The following is a 19827-nucleotide window of genomic DNA, read 5'->3' as shown; positions in this document are numbered from 1 at the left end:
TTGCGTGCACTAATTCTAGTGCCCACTACCGCACTTCGCAACAGAAAAATTTGTGGTTTTGCAGCAAAACTGCAGGTTTCCGACGATTGACTTTTACGCGCCGATCGGGAAACTCAGTGCCGCGAGATGTTCAGGAGCGGGTTTCGGCGCCTGCAGCAGCATGCGCAAATGCTGCCAGTCGAAGCAGGGACCGGGATCGGTCTTGCGGCCGGGAGCAATGTGCTCGTGACCGGCCACATGCCGCAGCGGATACCTGTGCGCAAGCGCGATGGCCAGCGCTGCCAGGGTCCGGTACTGACTGTCGGCGAAGGGTCGGAAGTCGCTGCCCTCGAGTTCGACGCCGATCGAAAAATCGTTGCATCGTTCGCGCCCCTCGAACACCGAAACCCCGGCATGCCATGCCCGCTCGTTGGCGGAAACAAACTGCAGCAGGGCACCTTCCCGGGTGATCAGGAAATGCGAAGACACCCGCAAGCCGCGCAGCCGGTCGAAATAGGGGTGCAAGTCGCAGTCAAGCCGGTTCAGGAAAAGGTCTTCTATATAGTGTCCGCCGAATTCGTCCGGCGGCAGGCTGATGTTGTGCACCACCAGCAAGTCGATCACCGCTCCGGGCGGGCGCGGGTCGAAGTTGGGCGAAGGCAGCCGCTGCGCCTGCCGGCACCAGCCGTCCGGCCTCACATCCAGGCGTATCGGCTTATTCAGGCTCATGGATGTCCAGCCGCTGCATCCGGTAGCGCAACTGGCGAAAGCTGATGCCAAGCAGTTCCGCCGCCTGGGTGCGGTTGAAGCCGGTTTTTGCCAGCGCGCGCAGGATCACCTCGCGCTCGACCTCGTCCAGGTGCTCGGGCAGCGAGCGCGGCAGATCGTGGTCCCCGGTTGCCGGCTCGGCTTCCGGTTGCAGCGGCGAGGGTGCGGGCCGGAACGGTTCCGGTGGCGCCATCGGCTCGACCGCGGATGGCGCCCGGATCCCGGCGACATCTTCCCGGTCCTGTTGCTGCTTCAAGCCGAGGTCGGCAGCGTCGATGCACTGGCCGTTGGAAAAGGCGAGCGCGCGTTCCAGCACGTTTTCCAGTTCGCGCACGTTGCCCGGGAATGGGTAGTCGCGCAGCGCATCCAGGGCACCGGGCGACAAGACCGGCGCCGGGCCCGGCGCCGCAAGCCGGTGCAGGATGGCGTCCGACAGCAGGCCGATGTCCCCACGGCGCTCCCGCAGCGGCGGCAAGGCAAGTTCGATCACGTTCAGCCGGTAATAGAGGTCCTGGCGAAAACGCCCCTGCTCGACGCAGGCCGCCAGGTTCTGGTGGGTCGCGCTGATCAACCTGACATCCACCGGCTCTTCCTGGGTCGCGCCAATCCGGCGCACTCGTCGCTCCTGGATCGCGCGCAACAGTTTTACCTGCATCGCAAGCGGCAGGTCAGCCACTTCGTCGAGCAGCAGCGTGCCGCCGTTGGCCGCCTGGAAAAATCCTTCACGGTCCTCGCCGGCGCCGGTAAACGACCCTTTGCGGTAGCCGAAGAACTCTGCTTCCATCAGGTTCTCCGGAATCGCGCCGCAGTTCACGGCGACGAAGGGCTTGTCGGCGCGGGCGCTCTGGGCATGGATGTCACGCGCAGCCAGTTCCTTGCCGGTTCCCGATTCGCCGGTGATCGCCACCGGCGCCATGCTGCGCGCAAGGCGCGCAATCTGCGCCCGCACCATGCACATCGCATCGGAATTGCCTTTCAGCCGCAACGCAGGCGCTGGCACCGGGTGGTCCGGGTCTGGCTGCGCCGGCGGCGCGCCGAGCCGCAGGGCCGACTGCACCATCTGCCGCAACTGGTCCAGCCGGACCGGCTTGGACAAATAGTCGAATGCGCCGGCCTTCAGGGCAAGCACCGCGCTGTCGGCGCTGCCGTATGCCGTGATCACTGCAATGGGCATGCTGCGCGCGCCGGCCGCAACTTCCCTCACCAGTTCCATCCCCTGCCCGTCCGGCAGGCGCATGTCGGTCAGGACCATTGCATAGTCGCCGGCGGCCAGCGCCAGGCGCGCCTCATGCAAGCTTGCGGCGCTGTCGACATCGAGCCCCATCTTGATGAAGGTGAGCTCGAGCAATTCGCGCAAGTCCGCTTCGTCGTCTACTACCAGAATGCGAGGTGAAGTCATGAGGCGATCGTGGCCGGCACGGCATGGCTTGCCAGCGGCCGGGAAAAAGTAATGACAAAGCGGCCGCTGCTGCGCTTGCCATCGGCCATCAGGTCAGTACGGTATTCGTAGTCCAGCATTGCGCCATTATTCAAGCACAATTCGCGGGCCGCGTAGAGTCCCAGGCCCGTGCCTTTGCTGGACGTCGTGTAAAAAGGTTCAAACAGGTGTGCGCGCACCTCGGGCGTGATACCCGGGCCGTCATCTTCCACATGCAATTCGGGCCGGCCGCCGGCATCGCCACCGGCAGAAAGCCGAATGCTGCCACGGCAACCGCTGGCATAACGTGCGGCGTTCGACAGCAGGTTCACGATCACCTCGCGCAGGTGCAAGGGGTCGAATGCGACCGGCTGGTCCGGCACGCTGACGATCGATATCATGCCTTCCTGCACCGCGCCGGTGGCCTCCAGCTCGGACACGATCTCGACCAGTGCCGGTCGCAGCGCGACCGGGGCATGGCCGGATTGCGCCCTCCTCGACAGCTTGAGGATATCCTCGATCAAGCGGTTGAGACGGACCACGTTGTCGTCGACGATCTGTGCCAGCCGGCGCTGCGACGGGTCGAGGGGTTCCTCCGTCATCAGCGATATTGCGTAGGAAATGGCAGACAGTGGATTGCGCACTTCGTGCGCAATGCTGGCGGTGAGCCGCCCCATCGATGCCAGCTTCAACTGTTGCGCCCGGTTTTCGATTTCGCTGACATCCTCGAGGAAGATCACGCTACGATCCAGCCCCTCGCCCGCCCGGAACGCCGACACGAAGCGCAGCCGGGCGTGGGTAACCGGCTCGCGCCGCGGCTGCACCTGCCCTTGGCCCGGAGGGGCGCCGGCGGCATCGCCATGCTTGATCATCACATAGAACGGCGCACTGGCCGCACCCTGGTCGGCAGCCGGGAGTTCGCGCCATGCGCGGAACGCCTCGGTCACCGGCGCCAGCGACGGCAGCCCGGCCAGGCGCGGCCGCTGATCCCGGTAGGCGATGGAAATGCCGATCATGCGCTCGGCGGCCGGATTGGCAACATAGACCGAGGTGTCGCTGTCCACCACCAGTATTCCATCGCCGCTGTCTGCGATCACAATCCGGTTGATCGCCTGCTGCGCCTGCAGGCTGGCCTCGCGTTCGGCAGCGAGTCGTTCCTGCCGCACCAGCCGGCGCGCCAGCCGGTTGAGCACCAGCACGGCCGCAAAAAATGCCGCGCCCGACAGGCCCGACTGCGAAAAAGTCGGCTCGGTCCCATCCTGCAGCAGTTCGGTACCGCTCTGCACCAGCATGATCAGCGTAACCAGCGATGCCAGAAACAGCGCCGGCACCAGCGGTACCAGGATGGCGCCACCGGCCAGAGGGAACAGGAACAGGATGCCAAGGCCGCTGCGGGCACCGCCAGCAGCGATATAAAAGGTGGACATCACCGCGATATCGACCGTAATGCCGACCATCACCTGCAGCGTGAAATGATGGCGCACCCGGTTTCCCACCGCCAGCGCCAGTAGCGCGAGAACCAGGTACAGCACGCACGATTCGAGGTAGAAGAACTGGTCGAATACCCAATAGCCCTCACGGCTGTTGAAGCTCAGGTAGAGCAGCAACACGACCGCAATTGCCAGCCGTGTCGCATTGAATGCTTCCAGGGTTTGCCAGAATGTCTCCCTCACGCCCGGGGAGCGGTTGTGCAACGTGGCGCTCATGCTTCAGCCGCGATGGCGAAGACGATGCTCATCGCTGCAATAGGCAAGCCGGCCGTCGTCTGCCGTCACCGCTTCCGATGACGGTATGTGCAAGCCGCAATGCGCGCAACGGAGCATTTTTTCCGGCGACGCCGCGGCATCGGGGGTCGGCTGGCTGCCGCCGGCAGGTCCATCCCGATGGCGGGATCGCTGATTTGATTTCTTCACGTGCAAGTACCACATCACCAGCAGGAATCCGGCGACGGCCCACAACAGCAGCTTCATGCCACGCCCCTTTGCAGCACGACTTCCAGCACGAAACGGCTGCCGACGTATGCCAGCAACAGGGTGGCGAAACCTGACAGGGTGAAGGACAGCGCGGTCTTGCCGCGCCAGCCTTTCAAGTGCCGTCCGGCGAGCAAAGCGCCGAACAACAGCCACGACAGCATGGTGAACACGGTCTTGTGATCGATCCGGAACGGCTTGCCAAACAGCTGCTCGGAGAAAAGCACGCCGGACAACACAGTCAGCGTCAGCAGCCCGAAGCCGAAAGCGATCAGGCGAAACAACAACTTTTCCATGGTCAGGAGCGCCGGCAGGCGGTCGATTGCGGCGCCAAACCAGCCGCCCTGCGGAGCCCCCCTGTGATGCAGGCGCGACTCCTGGAGCGCCATCAGCACCGCGTGGAAGGCGGCGATGGTCAGCGTGGAATAGGCCAGCATGGCGATCGCTATATGCCAGGAAAACAGCACGGACTTGCCGGCCAGCGGCACCACCGTGCCGGGGAATATTGCCGGCAGCGCGACGGCAATGGCGGCGCACGGCAACACCAGCACCCGCAGGCCGTCGAGCGTCATGTTGCGGTTCTCGAACCACCAGGCGCCCACCGAAATCCAGATCGTTGCGGACAACACTGTGGCGAAGCCGAGCCGCAACCCGCCAGCTGGCAGCGCCTCTGAACAAAGCGCGACTGCGTGCAGCAGCCAGCCGAGCATGGCCCCGGCCGAAACCAGCCGGCGCTGCGAAAGTGGCAAGAATGCACAGAGCGCATACAACAGCGCGGCAAGGAAAACGAAGACGTTTGGCATGGCTCAAGTCTACACCATGTGCCTTGCAGCATTGGTCAGCAGGACTCGCTCCGGGAGCCGGTGCATCGGTTAGAATTGCCCCTTCTCCGCGACTGCGCTGCCGCACCTGATGCGCGGTCCTCCTATCTCGCAAGAACCGGGACCAATCCAATGCTGGACAATCTGACACAAAGGCTGGCCAAGGTCGTCAAGACCATGCGCGGCGAAGCCCGCCTGACCGAATCGAATACCGCCGAGATGCTGCGCGAAGTACGGCTGGCCCTGCTGGAGGCCGACGTCGCACTGCCCGCCGTCCGTGAATTCATTGCCCGCGTGAAGGAAAAAGCGATGGGCGAGTCGGTGATCGGCTCGCTGACCCCCGGACAGGCACTGGTGGGCGTGGTCCAGGACGAACTGGCCGCCCTGATGGGTGGCGACCTCGGACCGGAAGCCTCGCAACTCAACTTCGCAACCCAGCCGCCGGCAATCATCCTGATGGCTGGCCTGCAGGGCGCCGGCAAGACCACCACCGTCGGCAAGCTGGCCAAGTACCTGCGCGAGCAGAAAAAGAAGAAGGTGCTGACCGTCTCCACCGACGTCTACCGGCCGGCCGCCATCGGCCAACTGGAGACCGTGACCGCGCAGGCGGGCGCCGATTTCTTCCCGTCGCTGCCAACTGAAAAACCAGTCGACATCGCGCGCAAGGCAATCGACTTCGCCAAACGTCACTACAACGACGTCGTCATCATTGACACTGCCGGCCGGCTCGGCATCGACGAGGCGATGATGCGCGAGATCAGCGAACTGCACGCCGCCGTCAATCCGATCGAAACCCTGTTCGTGGTCGACGCCATGCTGGGACAGGACGCGATCAACACCGCCAAGGCCTTCAACGACGCGCTGCCGCTGACCGGCATCGTGCTGACCAAGCTCGATGGCGACGCCCGCGGCGGCGCCGCCCTGTCGGTGCGCCACGTGACCGGCAAGCCGATCAAATTCGCCGGTGTCGCCGAAAAGCTGGACGGACTGGAAGCATTCGACCCGGCGCGCATGGCAGGCCGGATCCTCGGCATGGGCGACATCCTCGCCCTGGTCGAAGAAGCCCGCAAGGGCGTGGACGTGGCCGCTGCGCAGGAACTGGCCCAAAAGATCAAGGGTGGCGGCAAGTTCGACCTGAACGACTTCAAGGCGCAGCTTTCCCAGATGAAGAACATGGGCGGGCTGAGCGGCCTGGTGGACAAGCTGCCAGCGCAGTTCCAGCAAGCGGCGAGCGGCACCAACATGAACCAGGCCGAAAAGCAGGTGCGCCGCATGGAAGGGATCATCAATTCGATGACCGCCCAGGAACGCAGCAAGCCGGACCTGATCAAGGCTTCCCGCAAGCGCCGCATCGCCACCGGCGCCGGCGTCCAGGTGCAGGAAGTCAATCGCATGCTGGCCCAGTTCGACCAGATGCAGTCGATGATGAAGAAGCTCAAGGGCGGCGGACTGATGAAAATGATGCGCGGGATGAAGGGCATGATGCCCGGCATGCGCTAGCGGGAGGCTTTGCCGCCGTCACGGACGGCTCCACTCTGTGGCCCCAGTGCGTACATAGGGGGCCACAGAGGGGGAAAATTGCAAAAATCGCTTGCATAGCTGCTAAAAGCCTACCACTATTAGCGGTGCGTTTATTGGCGCATTTTCCCAAACTTTTGTGAAGGAGGTTCGAAGATGGCAACAGCCAAGAAAGCGGCCAGCAAGACAGCAGCCGCGAAGAAACCGGCAGCAAAGAAAGCCGCCGTGAAGCCTGCAGCGAAACCTGCAGCAAAGAAGGCAGCAGCAAAGCCGGTAGCAGCAAAGAAAGTCGCAGCAAAGCCAGCAGCAAAGAAGGTCGCAGCAAAGAAAGTCGCCGCCCCGAAAAAGGCAGCCACTCCCCGCAAGCCTAACGCAGCATTCATGAAGCCCCTGACCCCTTCGAGCGCGCTCTCGGCAGTGGTTGGCGCAAGCCCGTTGCCGCGTACCGAAGTCACCAAGAAGGTCTGGGACTACATCAAGAAAAACAAGCTGCAAGATGAAGCCAACAAGCGCAACATCAACGCAGACGAAAAGCTGAAAGCTGTCTTTGGCGGCAAGAAGCAGGTGTCCATGTTCGAGATGACGAAACTCATCGCCGGCCACTTGAAATAAACTTCTTTCCAGGTGCCAAACAAAAACGCCCGCTCACGCGGGCGTTTTTGTTTCTGCGCCGGTTCTGCCAATCTCCTCCGCCCCTCGCCTCCAACCCCCTGGAATCCCGCATTACTGAAGCTGACAATCAAGTCAGGAATGGGTCGCGTCTGTACAATCGGCCTTTCGCCCATCCCTCTCACATCCACAGGATCCTTGCCGCATGCACCACGACGTCAGCCTCATCTCGACCATTGCCGCCGCCCTCGGTTTCGGGCTGATCTTCGGCATGGTGGCCGTACGATTGAAGCTGCCGGCGCTGGTCGGGTATCTGGCGGCCGGCATCCTGATCGGCCCGGCCACTCCCGGTTTCGTCGCCGACGTAAAGTTATCTGCGCAACTGGCCGAACTGGGGGTCATGCTGCTGATGTTCGGCGTGGGCCTGCATTTCTCGGTCGATGACCTGCTCAAGGTAAAAAAAATTGCCCTGCCCGGCGCGATGCTGCAGATCACCGTTGCCACCGCAATGGGTGTCGGACTGGCCCACCTGTGGGGATGGAATTTCGGAGCCGGACTGGTGTTCGGACTGGCCCTGTCGGTGGCGAGCACGGTCGTCTTGCTGCGCGCGCTGGAAGACCGCGGCATCCTCGACTCGATCAACGGGCAGATCGCAGTGGGCTGGCTGGTGGTCGAGGACCTGGTCACCGTCCTGGTGCTGGTGCTGTTGCCGCCATTGTCTGCCTACCTCGGCGGCAGCGGGCAACAGGCCGGCGACGCCCTCTGGAAGACGATTGCCATCACGCTTGGGCAGTTCACCGCTTTTGTCGTCTTCATGCTGGTCGTCGGCCGCAAGCTTTTCCCGTGGCTGCTGTGGCGCGTGGCGCAGACCGGCTCCCGCGAACTTTTCACCCTGTGCGTGATCGCGGCAGCCGTGGGGATTGCTTACGTATCCTCCAACGTGTTCGGCGTATCGTTTGCGCTTGGGGCATTCTTCGCCGGGATGGTGCTCAGGGAATCCGAACTGAGCCATCGGGCGGCAGAAGAGTCGCTGCCGCTGCGCGACGCCTTTTCGGTATTGTTCTTCGTGTCGGTCGGCATGCTGTTCGAGCCGCAGATCCTGCTGCAAAGCCCGTGGCATGTGCTGGCCGTGGTGGCGGTGATCGTGATCGGAAAATCGCTGGCTGCGTTCATGCTGGTGCTGCTGCTGCGCTATCCGGTGAGCACGGCGCTGACGGTTTCGGCCAGCCTGGCGCAAATCGGCGAGTTCTCATTCATCCTGGCCGGGCTGGGCGTGTCGCTGGGCCTGCTTCCGACCGAGGGGCAGAATTACATCCTGGCGGGCGCGATCATTTCAATTGCGCTCAATCCGCTGGTGTTCACTGCGGTCGAGCCAATCAGTGCCTGGATCCGCTCCAGGTCCGAGCTTGCACGCAAGCTGGAACGGCCGGACGATCCGCTGGCTGAACTACCCCTGACAACGGATTTGTCGAAGCTGAGCGGCCAGGTGGTACTGGTGGGCTACGGCCGCGTCGGACGCCGCATAGCGCGCGATCTCGACAGCGTCGGCGCGCATTTTGTCGTGGTTGAACAGAATCGCGACCTGGTCGAACAGCTACGCCAGCGCAATGTGCCGGCGGTCGCCGGCGATGCCGCCGAACCGGCGGTGCTGATCCAGGCGCACATTGCGCGGGCGGCCGTGCTGGCAGTGGCAACGCCGGATACGTTCGGAGTGCGAACCATGATTGAAACGGCGCGGGCTCTCAATCCCGGTATCGCAATCCTGGTCAGGAGTCATAGCGAAAGCGAAGCGGACCTGCTGCGAAAGGACCAAGCCGCCAAGGTCTTCATTGGCGAACAGGAGCTCGCCGACAGCATGTTCCGGTATGTGATTGCCCGGCTCGCGAAACAGGGCGAATCGGCACCGCACTGAGCCTGGAGCGGCCCCGCTCCGTTCAGGACGCAGGACGTGACACGGCGGCGGAGGCTGCCGGGTGCAGCTGCCAGCGCTTCCATGCCGCGAGCACGGCATTCGGATATTCCGGCCGGCCGCGGCTGCCGTTGTAGCGGCCAAGCGCCAGGAACAGGTTGCCGCGCTCCATGTCGATGTACATGCGCAGGATCGAGCAGCCGTAGCGCAGGTTGGTCTGCATGTGGAATAGCTTGCGCGGGTCGCCATCGCCGATGACCCTGGTCCAGAATGGCATTACCTGCATGTAGCCGCGCGCGCCCGCCCCCGACACGGCGTATTTGCGGAACGCCGACTCGACCTGCATCAGCCCGAGGACCAGCTCTGGCTCCAGGCCGGCCCGGGTGGACTCGTACCAGACCGCCTCCAGCAATTCGACACGGACCTGCCGTTCCGGTATCCGCTTGCGCAGGCGATCCGACATCTCCCCCAGCCAAGCAAGGTAGCGGATCCGAAGCGCTATATCGTCATGCCGGTGCTGGGGAGGCCGGGCATCGGTAATCGCGTGCGACAGCGCGACCCGCACGCCGTCGGCAAGCGCCTCCTCTTTCTGGTTGCCGGCAAACGCGCACAGCACGGGCACCAGTCCGGCGGCAAGCAGCACGCACCACCGGATCCATCCCTGCCGTACGCCTACCGCCATCACGAAGCCAGCTTGTCGCGCAGGAAGTCGGTCATTTCCGCGAGCCCGACCGGGGTGGCGCTGGCATCGCGCCGCCCCTGGTACTCGAGAGCGCCGTCCTTGAGTCCGCGATCGCCGATCACCACGCGGTGCGGCACGCCGATCAGCTCCCAGTCCGCAAACATCGCGCCCGGGCGCTCGCCGCGGTCATCGAGAATGACGTCGATGCCGGCATCGGTCAGGTCCCGGTACAGGCGGTCGGTCTCGGCCTTGACTGCCTCGCTGCGGTCGTAACCCATGGGGCACAGCACCACCTCGAACGGCGCAATCGATACCGGCCAGACGATGCCCTTGGCGTCATAGTTCTGCTCGATTGCAGCGCCCAGGATGCGCGTCACGCCGATGCCGTAGCAACCCATCTGCATCGTTTGCGGCTTGCCGTTGACGTCGAGATAGGTCGCCTTCATGTCTTTTGAATAGCGGTCGCCGAGCTGGAACACGTGGCCGACCTCGATCCCGCGCTGGATCGCAAGCGTGCCGCGACCGTCCGGCGACGGATCGCCCGCCACCACGTTGCGGATGTCCTCCACCTGCGGCTCGGGCAAGTCACGCCCCCAGTTGGCGCCGGTGTAGTGGAAGCCGGCATCATTGGCGCCGCAGACGAAATCGCTCATCGCCGCGACAGTCCGGTCCGCAATCACGCGCACAGGGCGTGCCGTGCCGATCGGGCCCAGGTAGCCGGGAGGGCTGCCGAACCATTCATTGATCTCCGATGGGCTGGCAAAGCGATACGTGGACAAGCCCTCGATCTTGGATGCTTTTACTTCGTTCAGTTCATGATCGCCGCGCAACAGCAGCAGCCAGAGTTGCTTGTCGGCCTCGGTTTCGCCCTCGACCGTCAGTACCACCGACTTCACGGATTGCGTCAGCGGCAGGCCGAGGAAGGCGGCGACGTCCTCGCAACGCTCCTTGCCGGGCGTGGCGACCTTGGTCAGCGGCTGCGATGCCGGACCGCGCGGCTCTTTCGGGGCCAGCGCCTCTGCCGCCTCGACGTTGGCGGCGTAGTCGGATTCATGGCTGTATACCAGCGCGTCCTCGCCGGTATCCGCAATCACGTGGAACTCATGCGAGGCCGAACCGCCGATCGCACCGGTGTCAGCGGCCACCGCACGAAACTGCAGCCCGAAGCGCCTGAAAATGCGCACATAGGCGTCGTACATGGCCTGGTAGGACACCTGCATGCCCTCGACATCGCGGTCGAAGGAATAAGCGTCCTTCATGAGGAACTCGCGCCCGCGCATCAGGCCGAAACGGGGCCGGCGCTCGTCGCGGAACTTGTTCTGGATCTGGTAGAAGTTCACCGGCAGTTGCCGGTATGACTTGATCTCGGAGCGCGCGATGTCGGTGATCACTTCTTCCGAGGTCGGCTGGATCGCGTACTCGCGGCCATGGCGGTCCTTGACGCGCATCATCTCGGGACCCATCTTGTCCCAGCGTCCGGTCTCCTGCCACAGTTCGGCCGGCTGGACCAGCGGCATCGCCAGTTCGACCGCGCCGCTGCGGTTCATTTCCTCGCGCACGATAGCCTCGACCTTGCGAATCACGCGCATGCCCATTGGCATATAGCTGTAGATACCCGACCCCACGCGCTTGATCATGCCGGCGCGCATCATCAGCTTGTGGCTGACGATCTCGGCATCGGATGGGGCTTCTTTAAGGGTGGATACAAAAAAACGGGAGGCACGCATGACGGTGAATTCTTTTTAAAAAGAGGGGGTTATAATCGACTCAATTTTAAAGGATTCGCTGCCCGCCGCACCCGATGTTTGCACTTACGACAAATGACCCGGTTTCCTGCATGGGGAAATGAAGAGGACATGACGCCTGTGCCGTGACCGGTAACGTACGCTTGTGCAGGTTCATGTACGATTACGTGCCAGTCTGACGGTGTAGCGGGTGGCAGAAAAGCTGAGGTGCACTATGCTGGATCGTGAAGGCTACCGCCCGAACGTCGGCATCATTCTGCTTAACACGCAGAACGAAGTCTGGTGGGGAAAGCGGGTGCGCGAGCACTCGTGGCAATTTCCACAAGGCGGGATCAAGTACGGGGAAACGCCAGAACAGGCGATGTATCGCGAGCTCGAGGAAGAAATTGGCTTGCGTACTGAACACGTCCGGATCATCGGACGCACGCGCGACTGGCTCCGTTACGAGGTTCCCGATCATTTCATCCGGCGCGAGATTCGCGGACACTACAAGGGCCAGAAACAGATCTGGTTCCTGCTGCGCATGACCGGTCGCGATTGCGACGTCAACCTGAGGATGACCGAACACCCCGAATTTGACGCATGGCGCTGGCATGACTATTGGGTGCCGCTGGACGTGGTGATCGAATTCAAGCGTGACGTCTACCAGCGTGCACTGCAGGAACTGTCACGCTTCCTGACGCGCCCGGCACCGGGCGTGCAGCGCGCCACCACGAGCCATGGGCCGCGTTACCTGCGCCAGGCTACAGGCGGCAGGATCATCTCGATTGACGAGCCGGATACCACCGGGACGGGAACCAAGTAATGCGTTTCAACATTCCGCTGCGGCCTGCCGCAGCGATTCTGCTGTGCTGCTCCCTGGCGTCATGCTCCGCGCAGGGCCAGACCCGGTATGCGTTCGAGGACGAGGCGGATAAAGGGCCGTGGCAGGAAGCAGAAGTCCAGCTGCCTGCCCTGCCGGACCCTGCCAACCTGCTGAAGCTCCAGGTCGAGGCGGCCGCTACCCACCGCTTTGCGGTCGATTCGAAATCGATCACAATCGGGTCGGACGGCGTGGTTCGCTATACCATCGTCGGCACCAGCCCTGCCGGCGCCACCACCATCAGTCACGAAGGCATACGCTGTGCAGCCTTCGAAGCCAAGGTGTATGCATACGGACACAAGGACGGCACCTGGGCGCCCGCGCGCCGCAAGAACTGGGAGCGCATCGTACGCGGCGCCAGGAACGGCTACCAGGACACGCTGGCGCTCGATTTCTTCTGCGAGGGATTGGTCCAGGTCGGCACCGTCCCCGAGATCGTGAAACGAATCAGGGAAAACCGGGTATTGAATCCGCGGATACAGTATTAGCGGAAAGTAAACGGATTTGCGAGCGCAAGCGGCGCGTCTCGTCGGTTTGCCCGGGAGACAATCGCAAGATGGCAGGCCGGGGCAGCCAAGCGTAACCTGACCTCCCGATGCCTTCAATCGAAGGCATCGTCATCCCGTCAAAGCAATACCAGGTTGTCCCGATGTATCAACTCCGGCTCTTCTTCGTAGCCGAGTATCTGCAGGATTTCCGACGATGGCCGGCGCAGGATGCGACGCGCGTCCGAACTGGAATAGTTCGAGATGCCGCGGGCAACCGGGCGGCCGCCATCGTCAACGCAGGTGATGACGTCACCGCGGCCGAATGCGCCCTTCACTTCTGTCACGCCAATCGGCAACAACGACTTTCCTTCGTCGGTCAGCTTTTTCACGGCGCCAGCATCCAGCACCACCTGCCCGGCCGTCTGCAGATGATCAGCCATCCACTGCTTGCGCGCCGTCAGTTGCGCCGTCTGCGCGGTGAGCTGGGTACCAATTGCTTCGCCTGCTGCCAGCCGGGTCAGGACATTGTCTTCCCTGCCCCACGCAATGACCGTATGCGCACCCGAGGTGGAGGCGCGCTTGGCGGCGAGAATCTTGGTCAGCATGCCGCCGCGTCCGATGCCGGTTCCGGCGCCACCCGCCATCGCCTCCAGCGAAGTGTCGCCCGCGGCTGCCTCGTGCACGAACTGCGCATCGGGATCCTTGCGCGGATCGGCGGTGTAGAGCCCGCGCTGGTCAGTCAGGATGACCAGGGCATCGCCCTCGATCAGGTTGGTGACCAGCGCACCCAGGGTGTCGTTGTCGCCGAACTTGATTTCATCGGTGACCACCGTGTCGTTTTCGTTGATGATGGGGACGACGCCGAGCTTGAGCAGCGTGAACAGCGTCGAGCGCGCATTCAGGTAACGCTCCCGATCGGCCAGGTCGGCATGCGTCAGCAATACCTGCGCGGTGCGGATGTCATGGGTCCTGAAGCTGGTCTCGTAAATTTGCGCCAGCCCCATCTGGCCGACAGCGGCACAGGCCTGCAGTTCATGGATGCCGGCCGGACGCCGCTCGAATCCCAGGCGCTGCATGCCTTCGGCAATCGCACCCGAACTGACCAGCACGACTTCCTTCCCCGCAGCGCGCAGTTCCGCGATCTGGGCCGCCCAGCGCGCGATTGCCGTGCTGTCGAGGCCCTTGCCGTCATTGGTGACCAGCGAAGAACCGACTTTGACGACCAGGCGCCGCGCCTCTTGGATTACCGATTTCATATTGATGTCTGTCTGCCTGCCTGCAGGGCCGTCCCCGGGTTACTGCTCCGGGTTACTGCCCCGGATCAATGCCGCTGCGTCACCGCCCCAGTGTCACTGCTTGCTGCCGGCACGCACGCTGGCGCCCGGCCCCTGCCCTCATTCGACCGACTTGAAGCGAGGGTCGTCCGGATCGATGGAGGAGATGACGCGCGCGTCCTCCGCCATTCCCGGAGTCTGGACCTGCCGCTGCTCCTGCTCGCGCTTGGCTGCGATGTGATTGTAGATCTCCATCACCAGTTCCTGACAGCCTTCGCGGGTCAGCGCGGAAATTTCGAACACAGGCCCTTTCCAGCCGAACCGCTTCTTGAAATCCTTGACCAGCTTGGCACGATCCGCCTCCGGAATCACGTCGACCTTGTTCAGCACCAGCCAGCGCGGCTTCTGATACAGCGACTCGTCGTATTTCCGCAGCTCTTGCACCAGCGCCTTCGCATCCTTGACCGGATCGACGTTGGCGTCGAACGGTGCCAGGTCGACGATGTGCAACAGCAGGCTCGTACGCTGCAGGTGGCGCAGGAACTGTATCCCCAGTCCCGCTCCCTCGGCCGCACCTTCGATCAGGCCCGGAATATCGGCAATGACGAAGCTCTTTTCGTGGCTGACACGCACCACGCCGAGGTTCGGATGAAGGGTTGTAAACGGATAGTCCGCAATCTTCGGGCGCGCGTTGGACACGGCGGAAATGAAGGTCGACTTGCCGGCGTTGGGCATGCCCAGCAAACCGACGTCGGCCAGCACTTTCAGCTCCAGCCGCAGTTCGCGCCGTTCGCCTTCCTTGCCGTCGGACTTCTGGCGCGGTGCGCGGTTGGTCGATGTCTTGAAATGGATGTTGCCCCATCCGCCTTCGCCGCCACGGGCAAGCAGGGCTTCCTGGCCGTGTTCGGTCAGGTCGGCGATCACCTCGCCACTGACTTCATCAATGATCAGCGTGCCAACCGGCATGCGCAGGATCACGTCGTCCGCGCCCTTGCCGTAGCAGTCTGCGCCACGGCCGTTCTCGCCATTGCGGGCCTTGTGCAGGCGGGCGAAGCGGTAATCGACGAGCGTATTGACGTTGCGGTCCGCGACCGCGCGAATGCTGCCGCCACGACCGCCATCGCCGCCATCGGGACCGCCGAACGGGCGGAATTTTTCCCGGCAAAACGAGGCGACGCCGTTGCCGCCATCGCCAGCAACCACTTCGATTCTTGCTTCGTCTATAAACTTCATGTCAGCCGCCAAAAATAAAAAAAGGCCCTACCGCCGGCAGAGCCTTTTGCTGTAAGGCTTGCGCCCTTGAGCAATGATCAGGCCGGAACGACCGTCACCAGTTGACGCTGCGTCGGGCCCTTGACCAGAAACTGGACCTTGCCGTCCACCAGCGCGAACAGGGTGTGATCCTTGCCCATGCCGACGTTTTCGCCAGCGTGAACACGGGTACCGCGTTGACGAATGATGATGCCGCCGGCGTTGATTACCTGGCCGCCATATACCTTGACGCCCAGTCGTTTCGACTCGGAATCACGTCCGTTGCGCGTAGTGCCGCCGCCTTTTTTGTGTGCCATTTGTAGACTCCTTGGTTACTGTTTCGATCCGCTTACGCGTTGATCGAAACGATCTGCAGTTCGGTGTAGTTCTGGCGATGGCCTTGGCGCTTTTGATAGTGCTTGCGGCGACGCATCTTGAAAATCTTCACCTTGTCATGGCGCCCGTGCGCCAGAACCGTAGCCAGGACCTTGGCACCCTCAACCAACGGCGAGCCGAACTTCAGGCTGTCACCGGCGCCCACTGCGAGCACCTGGTCAAGAGTGATTTCGGATCCAATGTCTGCCGGTATCTGTTCTACTTTGAATTTTTCGCCAGCAGCAACTTTGTATTGCTTGCCGCCGGTTTTTATGACCGCGTACATGTGAAACCTCATCGAGTATGAATGGGGGACTTTTTTCCTCCCGCCCGAATACGCCCCCAATAAACAAGCAAAACACAGGGAAACGAACGTGCGGAATCGGGAAAACCCCAAATTATACATGCACTTAGGGAGCCGGTCAAAACCCTTCTACAGACCAGGAACCCGGCACCGGCAGGCACCGGGCGTGACAAGCACCCATACGATGTCCGGCTGGCAAGCGTATAATGCGGCCACCTCCAGATTCCGCAACAGGTTTTATCTTGTCAGCGCCGACAGCCAGGCTCACCTCCCAAGCAATCAACGCCCCGATCGAAGCGGACATGAACGCCGTCAACGGCGTGATCCGCACCCAACTGCATTCCGATGTGGTGCTGGTCAACCAGATTGCCGAGTACATCATCGGCGCCGGTGGCAAGCGCATCCGCCCGGCGCTGGTGCTGATGGTGGCGAATGCCCACGGCTACCGTGGCGAGCATCATCACCAGCTGGCAGCGATCGTCGAATTCATCCACACCGCGACCCTGCTGCACGACGACGTCGTCGACGAATCTTCGATGCGGCGCGGCCGCCAGACCGCCAACGCCCTGTTCGGCAATGCCGCCTCGGTGCTGGTCGGCGACTTCCTGTACTCGCGCGCCTTCCAGTTGATGGTCGACATTGGCAGCATGCGGATAATGCGCATCCTGGCCGACGCCACCAACGTCATCGCCGAAGGCGAAGTGCTGCAGTTGCTGAACATGCATGATCCCGAGGTCAGCGAAGAGCGCTATGTACAGGTGATCCGCTCCAAGACCGCCAAGCTGTTCGAGGCGGCGGCGGAGATCGGCGCCATCATCGCCGGCGCCAGCGACGACCAGGTGCAGGCTGCGGCGCATTACGGCGCCTCGCTCGGTACCGCCTTCCAGCTGATCGACGACGCCCTCGACTACACCGGCAATGCCGCCGACATCGGCAAGAATGTCGGCGACGACCTGCGCGAAGGCAAGCCGACGCTGCCGCTGATCCATCTCATGCGCAACGGCAGCGAGCATCAGCGGGCACTGGTGCGCAGCTGTATCGAGAATGGCGACGAACAGCATTTCGACGAGATTCTTGCAGCAATCACAAGCTCCGGCGCAATCGAGTACACCAGGCAGAAAGCAGAGCAGGCAGCGCATGACGCCGCCGCTGCAATTTCGTCCCTGGCGGATAGCGATTTCAAGGATTCTTTGCTACAATTATCGGCTTTCGCGGTAAGCCGAAACCACTAGCGTGATCGACATTCCTGTCATGCTGAAGGTTCGGTAATTACTGTCGGCATCGGGGTGTAGCTTAGCCTGGTAGAGCGCTACGTTCGGGACGTAGAGGCCGGAGGTTCGAATCCTCTCACCCCGACCAGGATTTCCTGGTCAAAGACCTGACAGGCCATGTTTTGACAGGCCAGAATCAAACAAGAATCAGCAACCCCGGTTGCGCCGCAACAGCACCCACCGAGGTGCTGTTTTCGTTTCTGCTGCCTCGTTTCTGCTGCCTCGTTTCTACTTCCTTAGTTCGCGATGAATCCGCGGATCACATCACTTCCCTGCCGTGCCACCCTCGCCAAACAATGCCGTGCGTGCCCGCTCATCCAGCGGCCCGCTGCGCTGCCATTCCTTGCCCAGGGCCATGCCGCGCTGTACCGCCGGCCGGCTTTTCATCGCCTCGTGCCAGCGCCGTACATGCGGCAAGTGTTCCAGCGACTGGCCAAAGCGCCTGTAAGGCACCAGCCACGGCCAGCTGGCGATGTCGGCAATCGAATAGTCGCCGGCCAGCCATTCGCGATCCTTCAGCTGGCGATCGAGCACGCCCAGCAAACGGTCGTATTCGCGCCGATAACGCGCCAGCGGATACGGCATCGGCTCCGGCGCGTAGTTGACGAAATGACTGAGCTGCCCAGCCATCGGGCCCAGGCCGCCGACCTGCCAGTAAAGCCATTGGAGCACATTGAAGCGGCCATGAAGATCGGCCGGCAGCAGCTGGCCAGATTTCGTCGCCAGGTATTCCAGTATCGCGCCCGATTCGAACAGTGACAGCGGTCCGCCGGGGGCGTCGTCGTCGGTGATTGCCGGAATGCGGCCATTCGGGCTGATTGCCAGGAAGTCGGGGGCGAACTGGTCGCCGCGCGCGATGTCGACCGCCTTGACCGTATAGGGCAGGCCGCACTCCTCCAGCATGATGGCAACCTTCCAGCCATTGGGCGTGGGCCAGTAATGCAGCGTGATCATGGTGTCGCTCGCCCGTATTCCTGGTCGCGCAACACCCGCCGCAACAGCTTGCCGGATGGATTCTTGGGCAGGCTTTCGACGAACTCGATGCGGCGCGGATATTTGTATGGCGCGGTGACCTGGCGCACATGCTCCTGCAATTGCTTCACCAGGTCGTCTGATCCCTGGTAGCCGGAACGCAGCACAACGAAGGCCTTGACCACCTCCCCGCGCTCGGGATCGGGGCTGGCGACGACGGCGCTTTCCAGCACGGCGGCGTGCTCGATCAACGCGTTCTCGACTTCGGTCGGCCCGATGCGATAGCCGGCAGAGCTGATGATGTCATCGTCGCGTCCGGTGTAGAACAGGTAACCGTCGGCGTCGCGATAGCCGAGGTCGCCGGTCAGCCAGTATCTTTCGCCATCGACTTCCACCGTGGCCTGCGCGGTGCGCTCCGGATCGTTCCAGTAGCCGAGCATGAATTGCGGATGGGGCAGCTTCAGCGCGAACTGCCCGGGCTCCAGGTCGCCGAGTTTGCGCAGGTCCGGATCCAGCAGCACGAATTCGCAGCCCGGCAGCGGCTTGCCCATCGAGCCAGCCTTGACCGGCATCGGCGGGTAATTCAGGATCGTCATCAGGGTCTCGGTCTGGCCATAGCCATCCAGCAGCTGCACGCCGGCCAGCTGGCGCCAGCGTCCGACCACTTCCGGATTGACCGATTCGCCGGCCGACACGCACAACCGCAATGCCGACAAGTCGTAGTCCTGCACCGGCGCATTGACCAGGTGGCGAAACTCGGTCGCCGGCGCGCAAAAAATGCTGACCTTGTGCCGCTGCAACAGCGCCAGTCGCTGGGCCGGATCGAACCTGCCGTGGTAGAACACGACCGTGGTGCCGAAACTCCACGGTGCAATCAGGATGCCGGTGCCGGCCTTGGCCCAGCCGGTGTCGGCGGTGCACCAGGTAACATCGTTTTCGCCAAAGGTTTCCCAGTAGGCGCCTGACAGCCGCCAGGTGTACAGGCCGCGCGCTGCATGCAGCACTCCCTTCGGATTGCCGGTCGATCCGGATGTGTAGAACATCAGCGCCGGCTCGTCGATGGCCATGGTCGCGCATTCGAACTGCGCCGGCTGCTGCGCTGCCAATGCATACGGCAGCCAGCCGGGCGCCTCGCCATCGACCAGTATCCTGGTGCGCACGCCATCGCAAGCGTCGAACTTGGCGGCGTTGGGCGAGGTGGTGATCGCCGCCACCGCGCCGGAATGCGCGGCACGGAAGCCGATGTCCTTGGCAGTCAGCATTTCGACGCAGGGAATGGCAATCAGGCCGGCCTTGAAACAGGCCACCATCGCCACCTGCCATTCGGGGATGCGCGGCAGCACCACCAGCACCCGGTCGCCCTTCTTCAAACCCTGGGCCAGCATCAGGTTGGCCAGCTGGCTGGAAAGACGGCTGATGTCGGAGAACAGGAAGCGCCTTTCCTCGCCAGTCTCATTGCACCAGATCAGCGCCAGCTTGTCGTTTCGCCTGGCCTGGGCGTCGACCACATCGGCGCCGAAGTTGAAGGTCGGCGGCAGCTGCCAGCGGAAATTCCTGGCGCATTCGTCATAGTCCTTCATCTCGGGTAGTTGCATGCTTGCCCCCTGCTTTT

Annotated in this window: 19 protein-coding genes and 1 tRNA gene; 7 read left to right on the top strand and 13 right to left on the bottom strand. The window is 62.8% G+C overall.

The window, feature by feature from the left end:
• Positions 1–93 precede the first annotated feature (93 nt).
• From ampD to FVE66_RS00410, 5 genes are read right to left on the bottom strand one after another with little or no spacing between them, the layout of a single operon-like run.
• The gene (gene ampD / locus FVE66_RS00430) at positions 94–708 is read right to left on the bottom strand and encodes a 1,6-anhydro-N-acetylmuramyl-L-alanine amidase AmpD (protein ID WP_151445426.1); all 615 of its coding nucleotides are present in this window, start codon (positions 706–708) and stop codon (positions 94–96) included.
• Positions 695–2146, bottom strand: coding sequence for a sigma-54-dependent transcriptional regulator (locus FVE66_RS00425; protein WP_151445425.1), 1452 nt, complete (start codon positions 2144–2146; stop codon positions 695–697). Before FVE66_RS00425 ends, ampD begins: the two co-directional genes overlap by 14 nt.
• The gene (locus FVE66_RS00420; RefSeq protein WP_151445424.1) at positions 2143–3870 is read right to left on the bottom strand and encodes a two-component system sensor histidine kinase NtrB; all 1728 of its coding nucleotides are present in this window, start codon (positions 3868–3870) and stop codon (positions 2143–2145) included. Before FVE66_RS00420 ends, FVE66_RS00425 begins: the two co-directional genes overlap by 4 nt.
• A 3-nt stretch (positions 3871–3873) precedes the next feature.
• Entirely contained in the window at positions 3874–4134 is a 261-nt protein-coding gene (locus FVE66_RS00415; protein ID WP_151445423.1) for a PP0621 family protein, read from the bottom strand.
• A complete protein-coding gene (locus FVE66_RS00410) occupies positions 4131–4937 on the bottom strand; it encodes a cytochrome C assembly family protein (protein WP_151445422.1) in 807 nt (268 codons plus the stop codon). The genes FVE66_RS00415 and FVE66_RS00410 overlap by 4 nt, the downstream gene beginning before the upstream one ends.
• A 150-nt stretch (positions 4938–5087) precedes the next feature.
• Here FVE66_RS00410 and ffh point away from each other — a divergent pair, with 150 nt between their 5' ends.
• The 3 genes from ffh (at position 5088) to FVE66_RS00395 (ending at position 8994) form a co-directional block, all read left to right on the top strand.
• Positions 5088–6455 carry a signal recognition particle protein gene (gene ffh / locus FVE66_RS00405; RefSeq protein WP_151445421.1) on the top strand — a complete coding sequence of 456 codons (1368 nt, stop codon included), beginning with the start codon at positions 5088–5090 and terminating at the stop codon, positions 6453–6455.
• 174 nt (positions 6456–6629) lie between these two features.
• The gene (locus FVE66_RS00400; RefSeq protein WP_151445420.1) at positions 6630–7085 is read left to right on the top strand and encodes an SWIB/MDM2 domain-containing protein; all 456 of its coding nucleotides are present in this window, start codon (positions 6630–6632) and stop codon (positions 7083–7085) included.
• A gap of 202 nt (positions 7086–7287) precedes the next feature.
• Complete coding sequence (locus tag FVE66_RS00395; protein ID WP_151445419.1) at positions 7288–8994, top strand: cation:proton antiporter domain-containing protein; 1707 nt, start codon at positions 7288–7290, stop codon at positions 8992–8994.
• Between the two features lie 22 nt (positions 8995–9016).
• Here FVE66_RS00395 and FVE66_RS00390 read toward each other — a convergent pair whose 3' ends face one another.
• Entirely contained in the window at positions 9017–9673 is a 657-nt protein-coding gene (locus tag FVE66_RS00390) for a lytic transglycosylase domain-containing protein (RefSeq protein ID WP_151445418.1), read from the bottom strand.
• Positions 9673–11400: a proline--tRNA ligase gene (locus FVE66_RS00385; RefSeq protein ID WP_151445417.1), complete on the bottom strand. Its 1728-nt coding sequence runs from the start codon at positions 11398–11400 to the stop codon at positions 9673–9675. The genes FVE66_RS00390 and FVE66_RS00385 overlap by 1 nt, the downstream gene beginning before the upstream one ends.
• Before the next feature lie 232 nt (positions 11401–11632).
• Here FVE66_RS00385 and FVE66_RS00380 point away from each other — a divergent pair, with 232 nt between their 5' ends.
• Together FVE66_RS00380 and FVE66_RS00375 are read left to right on the top strand one after the other, a co-directional pair.
• Entirely contained in the window at positions 11633–12223 is a 591-nt protein-coding gene (locus FVE66_RS00380; protein WP_241672948.1) for an RNA pyrophosphohydrolase, read from the top strand.
• Positions 12223–12768 carry a CNP1-like family protein gene (locus FVE66_RS00375; RefSeq protein WP_151445416.1) on the top strand — a complete coding sequence of 182 codons (546 nt, stop codon included), beginning with the start codon at positions 12223–12225 and terminating at the stop codon, positions 12766–12768. The genes FVE66_RS00380 and FVE66_RS00375 overlap by 1 nt, the downstream gene beginning before the upstream one ends.
• 137 nt (positions 12769–12905) lie before the next feature.
• On the opposite strand, the gene proB is transcribed toward FVE66_RS00375, so the two are convergent.
• The 4 genes from proB to rplU form a co-directional block, all read right to left on the bottom strand.
• On the bottom strand, positions 12906–14024 hold the full coding sequence (gene proB, locus FVE66_RS00370) for a glutamate 5-kinase (RefSeq protein WP_151445415.1): 1119 nt from the start codon (positions 14022–14024) through the stop codon (positions 12906–12908).
• A 138-nt stretch (positions 14025–14162) separates the two neighbouring features.
• Positions 14163–15275, bottom strand: coding sequence for an Obg family GTPase CgtA (gene cgtA, locus FVE66_RS00365; protein ID WP_151445414.1), 1113 nt, complete (start codon positions 15273–15275; stop codon positions 14163–14165).
• 77 nt (positions 15276–15352) lie between these two features.
• Positions 15353–15610 (bottom strand): 50S ribosomal protein L27, encoded by a 258-nt coding sequence (gene rpmA, locus FVE66_RS00360; protein ID WP_151445413.1) that lies wholly within the window; start codon positions 15608–15610, stop codon positions 15353–15355.
• A gap of 32 nt (positions 15611–15642) precedes the next feature.
• Complete coding sequence (gene rplU, locus FVE66_RS00355) at positions 15643–15954, bottom strand: 50S ribosomal protein L21 (protein WP_151445412.1); 312 nt, start codon at positions 15952–15954, stop codon at positions 15643–15645.
• A gap of 224 nt (positions 15955–16178) precedes the next feature.
• Between rplU and ispB the strand changes: the two genes are divergently transcribed.
• Both ispB and FVE66_RS00345 read left to right on the top strand, forming a co-directional pair.
• A complete protein-coding gene (gene ispB / locus FVE66_RS00350) occupies positions 16179–17204 on the top strand; it encodes an octaprenyl diphosphate synthase (RefSeq protein ID WP_151445411.1) in 1026 nt (341 codons plus the stop codon).
• A 50-nt stretch (positions 17205–17254) separates the two neighbouring features.
• Positions 17255–17331: transfer RNA gene (locus FVE66_RS00345), tRNA-Pro, on the top strand.
• Between the two features lie 176 nt (positions 17332–17507).
• On the opposite strand, the gene FVE66_RS00340 is transcribed toward FVE66_RS00345, so the two are convergent.
• Both FVE66_RS00340 and FVE66_RS00335 read right to left on the bottom strand, forming a co-directional pair.
• Complete coding sequence (locus tag FVE66_RS00340; protein ID WP_151445410.1) at positions 17508–18197, bottom strand: glutathione S-transferase family protein; 690 nt, start codon at positions 18195–18197, stop codon at positions 17508–17510.
• Positions 18194–19810 carry an acetate--CoA ligase gene (locus FVE66_RS00335; protein ID WP_206668695.1) on the bottom strand — a complete coding sequence of 539 codons (1617 nt, stop codon included), beginning with the start codon at positions 19808–19810 and terminating at the stop codon, positions 18194–18196. The genes FVE66_RS00340 and FVE66_RS00335 overlap by 4 nt, the downstream gene beginning before the upstream one ends.
• Positions 19811–19827 lie beyond the last annotated feature (17 nt).

The sequence above is a fragment of the Lacisediminimonas profundi genome, assembly GCF_008831265.1.
Lineage (GTDB): Bacteria > Pseudomonadota > Gammaproteobacteria > Burkholderiales > Burkholderiaceae_D > Lacisediminimonas > Lacisediminimonas profundi.
The sequence above is the reverse complement of the archived record's forward strand: the minus strand, read 5'-3'. Positions and strand labels throughout refer to the sequence as shown.

Excerpts from the sequence above, each read along its gene's own strand:
- FVE66_RS00390 (WP_151445418.1), bottom strand. The coding sequence starts at position 9,673 with ATGGCGGTAGGCGTACGGCAGGGATGGATCCGGTGGTGCGTGCTGCTT.
- FVE66_RS00420 (WP_151445424.1), bottom strand. The coding sequence starts at position 3,870 with ATGAGCGCCACGTTGCACAACCGCTCCCCGGGCGTGAGGGAGACATTC.
- FVE66_RS00375 (WP_151445416.1), top strand. The coding sequence starts at position 12,223 with ATGCGTTTCAACATTCCGCTGCGGCCTGCCGCAGCGATTCTGCTGTGC.
- FVE66_RS00400 (WP_151445420.1), top strand. The coding sequence starts at position 6,630 with ATGGCAACAGCCAAGAAAGCGGCCAGCAAGACAGCAGCCGCGAAGAAA.
- rplU (WP_151445412.1), bottom strand. The coding sequence starts at position 15,954 with ATGTACGCGGTCATAAAAACCGGCGGCAAGCAATACAAAGTTGCTGCT.
- FVE66_RS00380 (WP_241672948.1), top strand. The coding sequence starts at position 11,633 with ATGCTGGATCGTGAAGGCTACCGCCCGAACGTCGGCATCATTCTGCTT.
- proB (WP_151445415.1), bottom strand. The coding sequence starts at position 14,024 with ATGAAATCGGTAATCCAAGAGGCGCGGCGCCTGGTCGTCAAAGTCGGT.
- rpmA (WP_151445413.1), bottom strand. The coding sequence starts at position 15,610 with ATGGCACACAAAAAAGGCGGCGGCACTACGCGCAACGGACGTGATTCC.
- ffh (WP_151445421.1), top strand. The coding sequence starts at position 5,088 with ATGCTGGACAATCTGACACAAAGGCTGGCCAAGGTCGTCAAGACCATG.
- FVE66_RS00340 (WP_151445410.1), bottom strand. The coding sequence starts at position 18,197 with ATGATCACGCTGCATTACTGGCCCACGCCCAATGGCTGGAAGGTTGCC.
- FVE66_RS00385 (WP_151445417.1), bottom strand. The coding sequence starts at position 11,400 with ATGCGTGCCTCCCGTTTTTTTGTATCCACCCTTAAAGAAGCCCCATCC.
- ampD (WP_151445426.1), bottom strand. The coding sequence starts at position 708 with ATGAGCCTGAATAAGCCGATACGCCTGGATGTGAGGCCGGACGGCTGG.
- FVE66_RS00335 (WP_206668695.1), bottom strand. The coding sequence starts at position 19,810 with ATGCAACTACCCGAGATGAAGGACTATGACGAATGCGCCAGGAATTTC.
- FVE66_RS00410 (WP_151445422.1), bottom strand. The coding sequence starts at position 4,937 with ATGCCAAACGTCTTCGTTTTCCTTGCCGCGCTGTTGTATGCGCTCTGT.
- ispB (WP_151445411.1), top strand. The coding sequence starts at position 16,179 with ATGCGGCCACCTCCAGATTCCGCAACAGGTTTTATCTTGTCAGCGCCG.
- FVE66_RS00425 (WP_151445425.1), bottom strand. The coding sequence starts at position 2,146 with ATGACTTCACCTCGCATTCTGGTAGTAGACGACGAAGCGGACTTGCGC.
- FVE66_RS00415 (WP_151445423.1), bottom strand. The coding sequence starts at position 4,134 with ATGAAGCTGCTGTTGTGGGCCGTCGCCGGATTCCTGCTGGTGATGTGG.
- cgtA (WP_151445414.1), bottom strand. The coding sequence starts at position 15,275 with ATGAAGTTTATAGACGAAGCAAGAATCGAAGTGGTTGCTGGCGATGGC.
- FVE66_RS00395 (WP_151445419.1), top strand. The coding sequence starts at position 7,288 with ATGCACCACGACGTCAGCCTCATCTCGACCATTGCCGCCGCCCTCGGT.